Annotated in this window: 12 protein-coding genes; 6 read left to right on the top strand and 6 right to left on the bottom strand. The window is 64.8% G+C overall.

Features of this window, described 5'->3' with window-relative positions; translation table 11 throughout:
- Positions 1 to 5 precede the first annotated feature (5 nt).
- The 5 genes from I3J27_RS36025 to I3J27_RS36005 form a co-directional block, all read right to left on the bottom strand.
- On the bottom strand, positions 6 to 1,022 hold the full coding sequence (locus tag I3J27_RS36025) for a branched-chain amino acid ABC transporter permease (RefSeq protein WP_270163550.1): 1,017 nt from the start codon (positions 1,020 to 1,022) through the stop codon (positions 6 to 8).
- A gap of 2 nt (positions 1,023 to 1,024) precedes the next feature.
- Entirely contained in the window at positions 1,025 to 1,903 is an 879-nt protein-coding gene (locus tag I3J27_RS36020; RefSeq protein ID WP_270163549.1) for a branched-chain amino acid ABC transporter permease, read from the bottom strand.
- Positions 1,904 to 1,915: 12 nt separating this feature from the next.
- A complete protein-coding gene (locus I3J27_RS36015) occupies positions 1,916 to 2,629 on the bottom strand; it encodes an ABC transporter ATP-binding protein (protein WP_270163548.1) in 714 nt (237 codons plus the stop codon).
- Entirely contained in the window at positions 2,626 to 3,423 is a 798-nt protein-coding gene (locus I3J27_RS36010; RefSeq protein WP_270163547.1) for an ABC transporter ATP-binding protein, read from the bottom strand. The genes I3J27_RS36015 and I3J27_RS36010 overlap by 4 nt, the downstream gene beginning before the upstream one ends.
- Before the next feature lie 66 nt (positions 3,424 to 3,489).
- Positions 3,490 to 4,356: an IclR family transcriptional regulator gene (locus I3J27_RS36005; protein ID WP_270172975.1), complete on the bottom strand. Its 867-nt coding sequence runs from the start codon at positions 4,354 to 4,356 to the stop codon at positions 3,490 to 3,492.
- 130 nt (positions 4,357 to 4,486) lie between these two features.
- Between I3J27_RS36005 and I3J27_RS36000 the strand changes: the two genes are divergently transcribed.
- The 6 genes from I3J27_RS36000 (at position 4,487) to I3J27_RS35975 (ending at position 12,901) form a co-directional block, all read left to right on the top strand.
- Positions 4,487 to 6,583 (top strand): 3-hydroxyacyl-CoA dehydrogenase NAD-binding domain-containing protein, encoded by a 2,097-nt coding sequence (locus tag I3J27_RS36000; RefSeq protein WP_270163546.1) that lies wholly within the window; start codon positions 4,487 to 4,489, stop codon positions 6,581 to 6,583.
- An 83-nt stretch (positions 6,584 to 6,666) separates the two neighbouring features.
- On the top strand, positions 6,667 to 8,349 hold the full coding sequence (gene pimA, locus I3J27_RS35995; RefSeq protein WP_270163545.1) for a dicarboxylate--CoA ligase PimA: 1,683 nt from the start codon (positions 6,667 to 6,669) through the stop codon (positions 8,347 to 8,349).
- Positions 8,346 to 9,533 carry an acetyl-CoA C-acyltransferase gene (locus I3J27_RS35990; protein WP_270163544.1) on the top strand — a complete coding sequence of 396 codons (1,188 nt, stop codon included), beginning with the start codon at positions 8,346 to 8,348 and terminating at the stop codon, positions 9,531 to 9,533. The genes pimA and I3J27_RS35990 overlap by 4 nt, the downstream gene beginning before the upstream one ends.
- 16 nt (positions 9,534 to 9,549) lie before the next feature.
- A complete protein-coding gene (gene pimC, locus I3J27_RS35985) occupies positions 9,550 to 10,740 on the top strand; it encodes a pimeloyl-CoA dehydrogenase large subunit (protein WP_270163543.1) in 1,191 nt (396 codons plus the stop codon).
- Positions 10,741 to 10,835: 95 nt separating this feature from the next.
- The gene (gene pimD / locus I3J27_RS35980; protein ID WP_270163542.1) at positions 10,836 to 11,978 is read left to right on the top strand and encodes a pimeloyl-CoA dehydrogenase small subunit; all 1,143 of its coding nucleotides are present in this window, start codon (positions 10,836 to 10,838) and stop codon (positions 11,976 to 11,978) included.
- A gap of 149 nt (positions 11,979 to 12,127) precedes the next feature.
- The gene (locus I3J27_RS35975; protein WP_270163541.1) at positions 12,128 to 12,901 is read left to right on the top strand and encodes an SDR family NAD(P)-dependent oxidoreductase; all 774 of its coding nucleotides are present in this window, start codon (positions 12,128 to 12,130) and stop codon (positions 12,899 to 12,901) included.
- A 242-nt stretch (positions 12,902 to 13,143) separates the two neighbouring features.
- Here I3J27_RS35975 and I3J27_RS35970 read toward each other — a convergent pair whose 3' ends face one another.
- Positions 13,144 to 14,241, bottom strand: a complete 1,098-nt coding sequence (locus tag I3J27_RS35970; RefSeq protein ID WP_270161936.1) for an ISAs1 family transposase — start codon at positions 14,239 to 14,241, stop codon at positions 13,144 to 13,146.
- Positions 14,242 to 14,293: the final 52 nt, after the last annotated feature.

The raw sequence follows: 14,293 nt of genomic DNA, 5'->3' as shown, positions 1-14,293 counted from the left end.
AGTCTTCAGTTCTTCCTGAGCTTGCCGGCGAGTTGCTGGCCCAGGATCGCGACCTGCCTTGCACCGTGCGGAACGAGGTAGATGACGAGGAACAGCAGCACGCCGAACACCGCGCCGGAGAGGCCCTTGGAGATGCCTTCCGCGATGTTCGGGACGAAGATGATGAAGGCGGCGCCCACGATCGAGCCGGGCAGCCAGCCGACGCCGCCGACCACCATGCCGAGGAACAGCGAGATCGCGAGCGTGATGGTATAGCTGTCGGGCGCGACGAACTGCACCGCGATGGCGCCGAGCGAGCCGGCGATGCCGGTGATGGCCGCGGAGACGCCGAAGGCCAGCGTCTTGTACAGCGCGACGTCGACGCCCATCGCCGAGGCCGCGATCTCGTTGTCGCGGATCGCCATGAAGGCGCGGCCGGAGCGGGAGCGCAGCAGGTTCACGGCAAGGATGTAGATGCCGATCACGACCACGAGCGTGAAGTAATAGAGCCACATGTCCTGCGACATCTTCAGGCCGAACGGCGCGTCCGGTTTGGTGACGACGAGGCCCTGCACGCCGCCGGTCCAGTGCTCGAGGAAGTTCAGCTTCAGAAGTTGCGGCATGGCGGTGGCGAGCGCGAAGGTCGCGAGCGCGAGGTAGACGCCCGAGAGCCGCAGCGCGGGCTGCCCGAACAGGAAGCCGAAGCCGAAGCAGACCACGCCGGCGATCGGCAAGGTCAGCGCGTAATTGACGTTGAAGTGCTCCATCAGCACCGCGGTCGTGTAGGCGCCGACGGCGTAGAACGCGCTCTGGCCGAGCGAGAACTGGCCGCTTCCGCCGGTCAGGATGTTCAGCGCCAGCACCGCGAGCCCATAGATCAGCAGCATCGTCATCTGGAAGATGATGAAGTTCTTGACGAAGACCGGCGCGATGATGAGCGCGGCGAGCACGACCAGCGAGGTGCCCATGCCGAGCGTCATGGCCCGCTTCGGAACGGCCTCGACCGCCTGGTGGCCTTCAACGACTTCTTCTGCAGCGCTCATGATCAAACTCGCTTGACGATGTGCCGGCCGAACAGGCCAGCGGGTTTGACGACCAGGACGGAGATGATCAGCGCGAGTGCGATCGGGAGTTTGAGCTCGTTGCCGACGCCGGGAATGTAGGTGCCGGCGAGGTTCTCGAAGACGCCGACCAGGAAGCCGCCGACCACGGCGCCGAACGGGCTGGTGAGGCCACCGAGCACCGCCGCCGCGAAGCCATAGATCAGCACGCCGCCCATCATGTTGGGCTCGAGGAACACGACGGGAGCGATCAGCATGCCGGCGATCGAGCCGATCGCGGTCGCCATGCCCCAGCCGAGCGCGATCATCCAGCTGGTGTTGATGCCGACCAGCCGGGCCGATTCAGGCACCGACGCGGCGGCGCGCATCGCAAGGCCGATCCGCGTGTACTGGAAGAAGAAGTAGAGGCCGAGCAGCAGCAGCACCGTGACGCCGATCATGCCGGCCTGGTGGGTCGAGATCAGCTGGCTACCCAGGAACGGCGAGGAGCCGAACGGGGTCGGATACTGCTTGATGGTGAAGTCCCAGAGTAGCCCGGCCGAGGAGTTGATGATCGCATACAGCGCGATGAAGCCGGCGACGTTGGTCAGCACCGGCGCCTTCGCCAGCGGCTTGAACAGGATGCGCTCGATCGCGATGCCGGCGACGAAGGAGAACGCCAGCGTGATGACGAAGGCGGCCCAGTAAGGCACGCCCCACTGCATCAGCTGCCAGGAGATGAAGGTCGAGAACATCGCCATCTCGCCCTGCGCGAAGTTGAGATGGTCGATCGCCTGGTAGATCATGACCACGGCGAGCGCCATGCAGGCATAGATCGCGCCCGTGGCGATGCCGGCCAGCACTTGGTTGGTGAAAAGCTCCATCGTGCCGGCTCCTCAATAACCCAGATAGGATTTGCGGATTTCTTCGTTGTTCGCGATGTCCTTGGCATTGCCCGACATCACGATGCGCCCGGTCTCGATCACATAGGCCTGGTCGGCGAGCTCGAGCGCGAGCTGGGCGTTCTGCTCGACCACCAGGATCGACACCTTGTCCTCGCGGTTGATCTTGCCGAGGATGCCGAACAGGTCGCGCACCACCAGCGGCGCGAGTCCGAAGGATGGCTCGTCGAGCAGCATCAGGCGCGGCCGCAGCATCAGCGCGCGGGCGACCGCGAGCATCTGCTGCTCGCCGCCCGAGAGCGTGCCGGCCTGCTGGGTGTGACGCTGCTTCAAGACCGGGAAATGCGCGTACATGCGCTCGATGTCGGAGACGATGCCGGCGCTGTCCTTGCGGGTGATGGCCCCGAGCTGAAGATTCTCCTCCACCGTCATGGTGGTGAAGGTGCCGCGGCCCTGCGGCACGTGGGCGATGCCGAAGCGCACGATGCTCTCGGTGGAGCGGTTGCTCAGCGGCTGGCCTTCGAACTCGATCGCGCCGGTCGAGCGCACCATGTTGCAGATCGCGCGCAAGGTCGTGGTCTTGCCGGCGCCGTTGGCGCCGAGCAGCGTCGTCAGCGATCCCTCGTTGAGCGAGAAGGACAGGCCATGGAGCGCCTGGACCTGGCCGTAATAGGCGCGCAGGTCCTTGACGTTGAGCAGTGCCGTCATTGGTCCTTGCTCCCGAGATAGGCCTTGATGACGTCGGGGTCTGCCTGCACCTGGGCTGGGGTGCCTTCCGCGAGCTTCTTGCCGAAATTCAGCGCGACGACGTGGTCGGCGATCGACATCACGAGGCCCATGTGGTGCTCGACCAGCAGCACGGTCATGTGGCGCTCATCGCGGATTTTGCGGATGAGGTCGCCGAGCACATGGACTTCCTCGTGATTGAGGCCGCCGGCGGGCTCGTCGAGCAGCAGGATTTTTGGATCGGCCGCCAGTGCACGGGCCAGCTCGACGCGCTTCTGTGTGCCGAAGGGCAGGCCTGAGACGACGGTGTGGGCGACGTCCTCGAGCTTCAGATAAGCGAGGATCTCGTGGACCTTCTTGTTGACGTCGTTCTCGCTGCGCCGGACCCAGGCCAGTCTCAGGGAGTCGCTGATGATGTCGCTGGATGTCTTCGAGTGGGCGCCGACGCGGACGTTGTCCATCACCGAAAGATTCGGAAACAGCGCCACGTTCTGGAAGGTACGGCCGATGCCAATCTCGGCGATCCGGTGCGGAGGCCGCGATAGAATGCTCACGCCTTCCATCAGGATGTCGCCGGACGACGGCTGGTAGAGCCGTGAAAGGCAGTTGAACAGCGTGGTCTTGCCGGCGCCGTTGGGGCCGATCAGTCCGAGAATCTGACCCTTGTGCATGTCGAAGGATACGCCGTTGAGCGCAATGATGCCGCCGAACACGACGCTGACGTCGCGAACCGCGAGCAAGGGCGATGTCCCCTGCGCGAGCTGTGCCTGCGTCATGTCGTCTCGCCCACACTTTTCAGTGGGCGAAGGGGCGATGCGAACCGCTCCTGGTGATGACAAAGGCTATCTGAACCCCTCGGCCACGCGCGCAACTTTTCCTCCTGATTTCAGCTTTTTGCTGACTTCTTTTTTGGATTGCGGCATCAGTCCCCCGAGTGCCGCTTCGATGTTCCTTACCATCGCAAGCAGACGCGGTCCAATGTCGTTGATCAAACGCTCTTCCGTGAAGCGGAATGCGGGCGCGCCGCAATTGAATGCGTAAGGTCCGGTTCCGTCGTTGAGCTTGAGCGCGACGCCGGCGGCGCCGATGTCGTCGTGCCAGTCGCCGACTGAAATCGCGAAACCGTATTTCGCAACGGTCTCGCCGGAACGCTCGAGGCCATCGCGCATCTTGGGCCAGCGGCTGCCGTAATGTTCGCGCAGGATGCGGGACACTTCAGCGCGGTTCTCGTCGTCGAGCGCCCAGAAATAGGCCCGGCCCATCGCGCTGGTTGCAATCGGCACGCGGGAGCCGACGTCAAGTTGAACGCCGACCGTCTCGCTGCCGCGACTTTGCCCGAAATAGATCATGCTGTGACGGTCGCGGCCGCCGACTGCGACGGCGCCTCCCGTGGCGCGCATCAGGTCTTCGCGAAACGGCTCGGACAAATGCCGAACGCCGAGATTGGCCAGTGCGGCGTAACCGAGCGACATCGCCGCGGGCGTGAGCTGGTACTTCTCGAAACGGGGAACCGGCGCCAGATAGCCGAGCTTCGTCAGCGTGTAGGTCAGTCGCGAGACCGTCGGCTTCGGCAGGTTGGTGCGAGCCGCAATCTCCTGATTGCCGAGAAGGCCGTCATTGGGTTGGAATGCGCGCAATACATCCAGTCCGCGGGAAAGCGCGACGACGAAATTCCGATCGGTCGCAGTCTTCTTTCCTGTACGCTTCATCCCTGATCTGCTTCTTGCGCGGAGTCGTTGACAACGTCCGTGCTTCAAAATAACCCTGCCGTCAAGATGCGGAATTAAATTCCGCACCGCGAAATCGAACAAAAGTAAATCCCCACCAAGGAGGGAAGCCGTGAGCGAAGTGGTCAAGCTTGAGCGTCATGACGAAGTCGGGATCGTCACGGTGAACAGCCCTCCGGTCAATGCGCTGAGTGCCGCAGTGCGCGGCGGAATCCTCGAATGCATCAAGGCCGCGATCGCCGATCCCGCGATCAAGGGCATCGTGCTGACCTGCGCCGGCCGCACCTTCATTGCCGGGGCCGACATCACCGAGTTCGGTAAGCCGCCGAAGCCGCCGGGCCTGAACGAAGTTCTGGCCGAGATGGAAAACTCGCCGAAGCCGATCGTGGCCGCGATCCACGGCACCGCGCTCGGCGGCGGCCTCGAGGTCGCGCTCGCCTGTCATTTCCGCGTCGCTGTCAAGGAGGCCAAGCTCGGCCTGCCCGAGGTGAAGCTCGGCCTGCTGCCGGGCGCCGGCGGCACCCAGCGCCTGCCGCGCGCGGTCGGTCCCGAGCTCGCGGTCAAGATGATCGTCGGCGGTGATCCGATCGGTGCTGCCGAGGCGCTCAAGAACGGCCTGATCGAGGAGATCGTCGAAGGCCCGGCCTCGGGCGGCGAAGCCTTCGTGCGAAAACTGCTCGCCGAGAAGCGTCCGCTGCGGCGCCTGCGCGACGACGATTCCAAGATCGCCGCGGCCAAGGCCGACCGTTCGATCTTCACCAATGCCGTCGCGGCCATGACCAAGAAGTCGCGCGGCCTGGAAGCACCGTTCGCGGCCGCCGACGCCGTCGGCTATGCCATCGACCTGCCGTTCGACGAGGGACTGAAGAAGGAGCGCGAGGGCTTTTTGAAGCTCGTCGCCAGCGACCAGTCCAAGGCGCAGCGCTATGCCTTCTTCGCCGAGCGCGAGGCCGCCAAGATCGCCGGCGTGCCTGAAGGCACCAAGTCGCGCCCCGTGAACCGCGTCGCCATTCTCGGCGCCGGCACCATGGGCGGCGGCATCGCGATGTCCTTTGCCAATGCCGGTGTTCCCGTCACCCTGATCGAGACCGGCGAGGAGCAGCTCAAGCGCGGCATGGGCATCATGCAGAAGAACTGGGAGGCGACCGCCGCGCGCGGCGGCATTCCGGCCGATGCGCCCGCCAAGCGCATGGCGCTGATCAACGGCGTCGTCGGCATCGAGAATGTCGGCGACGCCGACCTCGTCATCGAAGCCGTGTTCGAGACCATGGCGGTGAAGAAGGAAGTGTTCGGCAAGCTCGACCAGTACGTCAAGCCCGGCGCCGTGCTCGCCTCCAACACCTCCTATCTCAACATCGACGAGATCGCGAAGTCGACCAAGCGTCCGCAGGACGTGCTCGGCATGCACTTCTTCTCGCCGGCCAACGTCATGAAGCTGTGCGAGATCGTGCGCGCCGACAAGACCGCGCCGGATGCGCTCGTGACGGCTGTCTCGATCGCGCGCAAGATCGCGAAGGTGCCGGCCGTGGTCGGTGTCTGCGACGGCTTCGTCGGCAACCGCATGCTGGCGCAGCGCGGCAAGCAGTCGGAGAAGCTGTTGTTCGAAGGCGCGCTGCCGCAGCAGGTCGACGCCGTCGTGACGAAATTCGGCATGCCGATGGGGCCGTTCGCGATGGGCGACCTCGCCGGCCTCGACATCGGTTGGCGCTCGCGGAAAGACCGCGGCATCAAGTCGGAGATCGCGGACGCGCTGTGCGAAGCCGGCCGCTTCGGCCAGAAGACCGGCAAGGGCTACTACAAGTACGAGGCCGGCTCGCGTTCGGCGCTGCCCGATCCTGAGGTCGAGAAGCTGATCGACGAGACGCTTGCCCGCCTCGGCCGCAAGAAGCGCGTCGTCAGCGACGAGGAGATCCTCGAGCGCATGATGTATCCGATGATCAATGAGGGTGCGAAGATCCTCGAAGAGGGCATCGCGGCGCGACCCTCCGACATCGACGTGGTCTGGCTCTACGGTTACGGCTGGCCGATCTACCGCGGCGGCCCGATGTTCTGGGCCGACAGCGTCGGGCTCAAGCACATCGCCGATCGCCTGGCCTTCTACGCCAAGGAGACCAACGATCCGAGCCTCGAGCCCGCGCCGCTTCTGAAGAAGCTCGCGGCGGAAGGTGGGACGTTCGCATCGCTTGCGGCCGCGTCGAAGGCGGCTTGATGGCCGCTGACTGCCCGCGCCTCATTCCGGGTTCGATGCTTCGCATCGTCCCGGAATGACGGTCTGCATGATCCAAGGAAGCAATGACCCATCCCGGCGAACAGTTTTATCCCGAGGGCGTGCGTTGGGACGACACCATCGTCCAGGGCTCGCTGCCTGACCTCTTGTCGACGGCCGCCGCCGATTACGGCCCGCGCACCGCGCTGGAATTCCGCGATCGTCCGATCAGCTATACCGAGCTCGCCGCCATGGCCGAGCGTGCAGCTGCGGCCTTCCTGCGCGCCGGTTGCGGCAAGACCAGCTCGGTCGCGCTGTTCCTCGGCAACACGCCCGACCATCCCGTCAACTTCTTCGGCGCGCTGAAGGCCGGCGCCCGCGTCGCGCATCTCTCGCCGCTCGACGGCGAGATCGCGCTGACGCACAAGGTGTCCGATTCAGGCTCCCGCCTGCTCGTCACCTCGAACCTTGCCGCGCTGCTTCCGACCGCGCTGAAGTTCCTGGAGAAGGGCCTGATCGATCGCCTCGTCGTCTGCGAGGACGACGATTGGGGCAAAATCGGCACGCCGCAGGCGGCGATCCCCAGCGATCCCCGCATCGTCACCTTCAAGACCTTCGTCGAAGGCGCGGCCGTGCCGGCCGCGTGGCCGTCCGTGACGGCCGACGACGTCGCGCTGCTGCAATATACCGGCGGCACCACTGGCCTGCCCAAGGGGGCGATGCTCACCCACGGCAATCTCACCTCCGCGGTGTCGATCTACGACGTCTGGGGCAAGCCGTCCCGCGCCGCGCGCGGCGATGTCGTCGAGCGCGTGATCTGCGTGCTGCCGCTGTTCCACATCTATGCGCTCACCGTGGTGCTGCTGTCCTCGCTCAGCCGCGGCAATCTGATCTCGCTGCATCAGCGGTTCGACGTCGAAGCGGTGATGCGCGACATCGAGATCAAGCGCGCCACTTACTTCCCGGGCGTGCCGACGATGTGGATCGCGATCGCCGCGCTGCCCGATCTCGACAAGCGCGACTTCTCCTCGCTCAACGTCATCGGCTCCGGCGGTGCGCCGCTGCCGGTGGAGATCGCGAACTTCTTCGAGCGCAAGGTCGGCAAGAAGCTGCGCAGCGGCTGGGGCATGACCGAGACCTGTTCGCCCGGCACCGGCCATCCGCCCTCGGGCCCGGACAAGCCCGGCTCGATCGGCCTGATGCTGCCCGGCATCGAGCTCGACGTCGTCGCGCTGGACGATCCGAGGCGCGTGCTGCCGCCGGGCGAGGTCGGCGAGATTCGCATCAAGGGCCCGAACGTCACCAAGGGGTACTGGAACAAGCCCGAGGGATCCGCGGAAGCCTTCGTCGACGGCCGCTTCCTGACCGGCGACATCGGCTATGTCGACGCCGACGGCTATTTCTTCCTGGTCGATCGCAAGAAGGACATGATCATCTCCGGCGGCTTCAACGTCTATCCGCAGATGATCGAGCAGGCGATCTACACCATGCCGGGCGTGCACGAGGTGATCGTGCTCGGCATTGCCGACCCCTATCGCGGCGAGGCCGCCAAGGCCTTCATCAAGCTCCGGCCTGACGCAAAGCCGTTCTCGCTCGACGAGCTGCGCGCGCAGCTTGCGGGCAAGCTCGGCAAGCACGAACTGCCGGCCGAGGTCGAGTTCGTCGACGATCTGCCGCGCACCCCGGTCGGAAAATTGTCGCGCCACGAATTGCGCCAGCAGCAGAAACCGTCACAATCCACCAAAACCGCATCAGGAGCTCGTTCTTGACCGACGCCGTCATCGTTTCCACCGCCCGCACCCCGATCGGCAAGGCCTATCGCGGCATGCTCAATGCCACCGAAGGCGCGACCTTGCTCGGCCACGCCATCGGCGAAGCCGTCGCGCGCGCCAAGGTCGATCCGAAGGAGGTCGAGGACGTCGTGATGGGCGCAGCGCTCCAGCAAGGTTCGACCGGCGGCAACATCGCGCGCAAGGCGCTGCTCCGCGCGGGCCTGCCCGTCACCGTCGCCGGCACCACCATCGACCGGCAATGCGCCTCGGGCCTTCAGGCCATCGCGCTCGCCGCGCGCTCGGTGATCTTCGACGGCGTCGAGATCGCGGTCGGCGGCGGCGGCGAGTCGATCAGCCTCGTGCAGAACGACAAGATGAACGGCTTCCATGCGCAGGATCCGGCGCTGCTCGAGATCAAGGGCGAGGTCTACATGCCCATGATCGACACGGCCGAAATCGTCGCCAAGCGCTACGGCATCTCGCGCGAGAAGCAGGACGAATATTCGCTGGAAAGCCAGCGCCGCACAGCGGCGGCGCAGCAGGGTGGCAAGTTCAGGGACGAACTCGCGCCCATCACCACGCAGATGGCGGTGACCGACAAGGCGACCGGCGCGGTGTCGTTCAAGGAAGTGACCTTGTCGCAGGACGAAGGTCCGCGGCCCGAGACCACCGCCGAAGGCCTCGCCGGCCTCAAGCCGGTGCGCGGCGAAGGGTTTTCCATCACCGCCGGCAATGCCAGCCAGCTCTCCGACGGTGCCAGCGCCTCCGTCATCATGAGCGACAAGGAAGCGGCCAAGCGCGGCCTCAAGCCGCTCGGCATCTTCCGCGGCTTCGTCTCCGCCGGCTGCGAGCCGGACGAGATGGGCATCGGCCCGGTCTTCGCCGTGCCGCGCCTGCTCAAGCGCCACGGCCTCACCGTCGACGACATCGGCCTGTGGGAATTGAACGAAGCCTTCGCGGTGCAGGTGCTGTATTGCCGTGACAAGCTCGGCATCGATCCCGAGAAGATCAACGTCGACGGCGGCGCGATCGCGGTCGGCCATCCCTACGGCATGTCGGGCGCGCGCCTCACCGGCCACGCCCTGATCGAAGGCCGCCGCCGCAAGGCGAAATATGCGGTCGTCACCATGTGCGTCGGCGGCGGCATGGGCGCTGCCGGGTTGTTCGAGGTGTTGCAGTAATTCACAGGAGGATCCGATGGATCTCGCATTCACGAAAGAAGAGCAGGCGTTTCGCGAGGAAGTGCGGTCATTCTTCCGCGACAACGTGCCGCCGGATACCCGGCGCAAGCTGGTCGAGGGCCGTCACCTCAGCAAGGACGAGATGGTGACGTGGTGGCGCATCCTCAACAAGAAGGGCTGGGGCGTCAGCCATTGGCCCAAGCAATATGGCGGCACTGGTTGGACCAGCGTGCAGCATTACATCTTCAACGAGGAGCTGCAGTCCTATCCGGCGCCGCAGCCGCTCGCCTTCGGCGTCAGCATGGTCGGCCCGGTGATCTACACCTTCGGCAATGAGGAGCAGAAGAAGCAGTATCTGCCGCGCATCGCCAATGTCGACGATTGGTGGTGCCAGGGCTTCTCCGAACCCGGCTCAGGCTCCGACCTCGCCTCCCTGAAGACGAAAGCGGAGCGCAGGGGCGACAAGTGGATCATCAACGGCCAGAAGACCTGGACGACGCTGGCCCAGCACGCCGACATGATCTTCTGCCTCTGCCGCACCGACAACAATGCCAAGAAGCAGATGGGCATCTCCTTCATCGTGTTCTCGATGAAGTCGAAGGGCGTCACCGTGCGCCCGATCCAGACCATCGACGGCGGCGTCGAGGTCAACGAAGTGTTCTTCGACGACGTCGAGGTGCCCGTCGAGAATCTCATCGGCGAGGAGAACAAGGGCTGGGATTATGCAAAATTCCTGCTCGGCAATGAGCGCACCGGCATCGCCCGGGTCGGCGTTTCCAAGGAGCGCATCCGCCGCATCAAGGATCTCGCCTCGAAGGTCGAGGCCGGCGGCAAGCCGATCATCCAGGACGCAGCGTTCCGCGAAAAGCTGGCCGCCTGCGAGATCGAGCTGAAGGCGCTCGAGCTGACCCAGCTCCGCGTCGTCGCCGACGAAGGCAAGCACGGCAAGGGCAAGCCCAATCCGGCCTCCTCGGTGCTGAAGATCAAGGGCTCCGAGATCCAGCAGACCACCACCGAGCTCCTGATGGAAGTGATCGGCCCGTTCGCCGCGCCCTACGACGTGCACGGCGACGACGGCTCCAACGAAGCCATGGACTGGACCGCCCAGATCGCGCCGAGCTACTTCAACAACCGCAAGGTCTCGATCTACGGCGGCTCCAACGAGATCCAGCGCAACATCATCGCCAAGGCGGTGCTGGGATTGTGATGCTCTCGCCTCTCCCTCGCCCCGCACGTCGCGGGGAGAGGGTTGGGGTGAGGGGCCTCTCTCCGAGCAAAGACTGTTAGTTTGAGGAAACAGAGATGGATTTTGATCTGAACGAGGAGCAGCGGCTTCTCAAGGACAGCATCGACGGCCTGCTGACCGATTCCTACGATTTCGAGAGCCGCAAGAAATACATGAAGGAGAAGGGCGGCTGGAGCCAGGCCGTCTGGCTCAAGCTCGCGGAGCAGGGCCTGCTCGGCCTGCCCTTCAGCGAAGCCGATGGCGGCTTCGGCGGCGGCGGCGTCGAGACCATGATCGTGATGGAAGCGCTCGGCAAGGCGCTGGTGCTGGAGCCTTATCTGGCAACGGTCGTGATCGGCGGCGGCTTCCTGCGCCATGCCGGCACCGATGCGCAGAAGGCCGCGCACGTGCCCGGGATCATCGACGGCAGCAAGACGCTGGCGTTTGCCCAGCTCGAGAAGAACTCGCGCTACGATCTGTTCGACGTCGCAACGACCGCGAAGAAGAAGGGCGACGGCTACATCATCGACGGCGAGAAATTCGTCGTGCTCAACGGCGAGAACGCGGAAACGCTGATCGTCACCGCGCGCACCAAGGGCGATCGCCGCGACAAGACCGGCATCGGCGTGTTCCTGGTGCCTGCGAATGCCAAGGGCGTCACCAGGAAATCGTACCCGACCCAGGACGGCCTGCACGCGGCCGACATCAGCTTCACCGGTGTCGAGATCGGCGCGGACGCCGTGCTCGGCAATCCCGACGACTCGCTTGCGCTGATCGAGCGCGTGGTGGACGAAGCCCGCATCGCGCTCTGCGCCGAGGCGGTCGGCCTGATGGACGAGTCGCTCAAGACCACGGTCGAGTACATCAAGACGCGCAAGCAGTTTGGCGTCGCGATCGGCTCGTTCCAGTCGCTCCAGCATCGTGCCTCCGATATGTTCGTCGCCGCTGAACAGGCGCGCTCGATGTCGATGTTCGCGACCATGGCGGGTGATTTCGAGGACGCGAAGGAGCGCAGCAACGCGATCGCCGCGGCCAAGGTGCAGATCGGCAAGTCGCTGAAATTCGTGGGGCAGCAGGCGATCCAGCTCCACGGCGGCATCGGCATGACCATGGAGGCGAAGATCGGCCACTACTTCAAGCGCCTCACCATGATCGAGAACAGTTTTGGCGACACCGACTACCACCAGCGCCGCGTTGCCGATGCGGGCGGGTTGATCTAAGCCAAACGACGACTGTCATCCCCCGCGAAAGCGGGGGATCCAGTACGCCGCGGCTTCTCGATTCCAGCCGTGCCGCCTCTGGAATACTGGATCGCCCGCCTTCGCGGGCGATGACACTGAACAAGCGGCACCAGCGGAGCCCAACAACAATGAAAAACACCCCGTTCGATCTCACCGGCAAGGTCGCCGTGGTCACCGGCTCCAGCCGCGGCATCGGTCGCTCCTCCGCCGAGCTGCTGGCAAAGCTCGGCGCCAAAGTCGTGGTCTCATCGCGGAAAGCCGAAGCCTGCCAGGAAGTCGCCGACGGCATCAACGCGTCCGGCGGCGATGCAACAGTCATTCCCTGCAACATCGCGCGCAAGAACGAGGTCGAGGCGCTGATCGCGGGCACCATCAAGCATTACGGCAAGATCGACATCCTCGTCTGCAACGCCGCGGTCAATCCCTATTACGGCCCGCTGCTCGACATCACGGATGAAGCTTTCGACAAGATCATGGGCTCGAACGTCAAGAGCAACATCTGGCTCTCCGCGCTCGCGATCCCGCAAATGGCCGAGCGCGGCAACGGCTCCGTCGTCATCATCTCCTCGATCGGGGGCCTGCGCGGCTCCACCGTGATCGGCGCCTACGGCATCTCGAAAGCCGCCGACTTCGCGTTGTGCCGCTCGCTCGCCGGCGAATGGGGCCCGAAAGGCGTCCGCGTCAACTGCATCGCGCCCGGCCTCGTCAAGACCGATTTCGCCCGCGCGCTGTGGGAGGACGAAGCCATGCTGAAGCGCCGCACCGCCACCACGCCGCTCGGCCGCATCGGCGAACCCGACGAAATCGCCGGCGCCGTCGCCTACCTCGCCTCCGACGCCTCGAGCTTCATGACCGGCCAGACCATCGTCATCGACGGCGGCGTGACCACGGCTGCGGTGTAGGCGTCACACCACTTTCAATTGTGCCGCGAGCGCGCTTCCCTTACCCTCCCCTGGAGGGCCCTGGAGGGGGAGGGTCGGTTCGCATGGAATGCGAACCGGGGTGGGGTGACAGACCATCCGCGAATGCGGTCCTCCTGAGTGCGCGGCCGCGTTCGTTCTTCGGCACAAGTGAGACCGCTTTTGTGGCTTCACCCCACCCCGCCCGCGCTGCGCACGGTCGACCCTCCCCCTCCAGGGCAGGGCTATCGCATGTGGCCGAGGAGTTCGAAGAAGAAGGCATCGTTCCAGCCGGCCCGCTTGAGCTTGAGACGCAAGGAGATGGTGCTGTCGGGGTGAGCTCTGGCGACGTTGAGGGCAAGTCGCCTGAGGACGGCAAGGTTGGCAGGACCGTTGTCCTTGCGGTTGCGGGCCAGATCCTCGTCGAGGATGACGTCGAGCGGCCAGTGCAGGCCGTTTTCGATGGTCCAATGGGTGCGAACGATGCGCAAAACCTGTGTGCGACTGTAGTTTTGGCTCATCAGGAAGTAGCGCTCGACAGCTTTGTCCTTGCCGCGCTTGCTTGTGATCCGGGCGACAGCTTTGAGGGCGGGAAAGTTATGTTTCTCGGCCATGTCTTTGACGGGCACGACAAGCGCGCTGCGTCTTTCCTTACGCCCATGGTCTGCATCGGCGGTAGCAACCGGCTTCTTCCCCTTGCGCGCCGCTGCGGCAATCGCGGCCTTGGCGTCAGCCAGCAGGGCGGGCTGGTTCTCCTTCACCGCCAGCACGTAGTCGCCGCCCTGCGTCACGATCTGCTTGGCCATCCCTCGGTGACAATGCAGTGCATCGGCCGTCACGACGCAGCCTTTGAGTTGCAAGAGTTCGAGCAGTTGCAAAGCGCCGGCGGCTTCGTTGTTGTTCGGCGCCAGAACGTTGGCCAGCGCCATGCGCGTCTGCGCTGCCCACGCCGTCACCATCACCGGCGGCATGTGGCTTTTGCCGCTCTCGTAGCCACGCCGCAGCGCCTTGCCGTCCAACGCGATCACGCCTTGCGGCCGTGCAATCTGCGCACCTTGAGCGAAGGCTTCCATAAAGCGGCGGAATGCCGCCTCGAATGCTTTTGGATCGAGCATGCGGAACACTCGGCTGAACGTGTCATGGCTCGGCAAGCCATGCTTGAGCACCAGCACGTCCTGCCAAAGATAAGCCTTTAGCCGCGCAAACAGCGCCATGTCGGTGCAACTCGTCGCTCCGCACAACGTCGCCATCAGCGCGATGAACAAAAGCTCCGTCAGGTCGTGCAGCGCATTGTCCGCACGCGGGTCGGGCAGGTCTTCGAAGCACTCCGAAAATCGATCCATCGGTCGCCCTCTCCAACTCCGGGAGCCACCTTCAGAATCGATTTCTCTCCAA

The sequence above is a fragment of the Bradyrhizobium xenonodulans genome (assembly GCF_027594865.1).
GTDB classification, from domain to species: Bacteria; Pseudomonadota; Alphaproteobacteria; order Rhizobiales; family Xanthobacteraceae; genus Bradyrhizobium; species Bradyrhizobium xenonodulans.
This window is presented reverse-complemented; position numbering and strand designations above follow the sequence as displayed.